At 50.9% G+C, this 1,003-nt stretch carries 1 protein-coding gene; it reads right to left on the reverse strand.

The features are described from left to right. A partial coding sequence (locus KDK18_RS00030) for a TcdA/TcdB catalytic glycosyltransferase domain-containing protein (RefSeq protein ID WP_257252300.1) occupies positions 1-1,003 on the reverse strand: 1,003 nt, incomplete at both ends.

Below are 1,003 nucleotides of genomic sequence, written 5' to 3' on the forward strand. Positions count from 1 at the left end.
AGCTTGAACCCCCCTGACTCAGGGTTACCCTGAAGTTTGGCTATCTCATTGGCAAACTCCCTGTATTGCTTCAGGCTTTCTTCTTGTATTTTCTCTAATTCGCTTTGATCCATACCCAAATGGTTGACTAAAAACACCTTTGCCATGTCGTCGAAGGTTTTGCCCCGGGCGATGCCTTTTTTTATAGTGTTATAGGCCAGATCTTGTAGATGATAAAAACGTGCCAAAAATTCATCTTTGGTATGTTCTTCTGTCAGTAATGTCTCGGGTATTTTCTCAACGGCAACAGCCTTATGTATTTGTCGGGCAAGAAACAGTGCTAAAAGCGCTTGCGGATCATGCCAAAGGGTCAGGGGCCAGTCGGAAACCTGTGAAACCCAGATCTTGATATACCTTTTAACATTATCGTTGAGACTGCCAATCCAGACAGCATGAAGCTCTTTAGGTACCTCGACCAGAGCATCGTGCAGGTACTCGTTTATTGTGGCGGCCAGGTGGGCGGCTACGGATCTTCCTCCGGTAAGAGTTCCGGGCAGGTTTTGCTGCATGCTATAGACGAGGAAGTATTTTTCAAGGGCGGTTCCCTTACGGCGAAGTGGGTCAAATTGAGCGATTTTCCTTTCCAGCGCGGCAACGTCATTCGAGCTTATCACACCCTGCAGATGCGGCTTCAGACTGCGATCGAATATTTCCGGGGTTGGCACCAGATCATCGGGATTGACGGGCCCCAGCAACCCGCTGTTCTCTGACAACACAGCGGGCAGCTGACGGAGTCCGGTGGCACCTTCAGTCAACCGGTCTTTTTCGGACATGCGTTCGACGGTGGTATCGCCGTTACTCATGCGAAGCGCTTTCAGCTGGTCAGAGCTGTCGGCGACTGACCATGTCACCAGCCCTGTGTCAGAGAGCAGGCCAACCCACAGACGCCCCCAGATATCGACTCTCAACAGACCGTCACGGGCGGTCACTGTCCGGGTTTTTGTCGCTTTCAGGATGTCTTTCA

The organism is Endozoicomonas sp. SESOKO3, from assembly GCF_024606255.1.